The sequence below is a fragment of the Campylobacter showae CC57C genome (assembly GCF_000344295.2).
Classification (GTDB): Bacteria; Campylobacterota; Campylobacteria; order Campylobacterales; family Campylobacteraceae; genus Campylobacter_A; species Campylobacter_A showae_B.
The window spans coordinates 1-271 of record NZ_AOTD01000252.1 but is presented as its reverse complement, the minus strand read 5'-3'; the positions used below and the strand labels follow the sequence as shown (position 1 = coordinate 271).

1 protein-coding gene is annotated in these 271 nt (G+C 49.1%); it reads left to right on the top strand.

Features of this window, described 5'->3' with window-relative positions; translation table 11 throughout:
• Positions 1-271, top strand: a 271-nt coding sequence (locus H740_RS10325; RefSeq protein WP_002953701.1) for a methyl-accepting chemotaxis protein, incomplete at both ends; no start/stop codon positions are given.

The window sequence follows — 271 nt, the reverse complement described above, 5'->3', positions numbered from 1 at the left end:
CGCCGCCGCAGTCGAGCAGATGAGCAGCTCTATGAACGCCATTAGTCAAAAGGCACAGGATGTGACGCGCCAAAGCGAAGAGATCAAAAATATCATAGTTATAATCCGCGATATCGCAGATCAGACAAATTTGCTAGCTCTAAATGCAGCTATCGAAGCGGCTCGTGCAGGTGAGCATGGACGCGGTTTTGCCGTCGTAGCCGATGAGGTTAGAAAGCTCGCTGAACGTACTCAAAAATCTCTTGGCGAAATCGAAGCTAACGCAAACGTA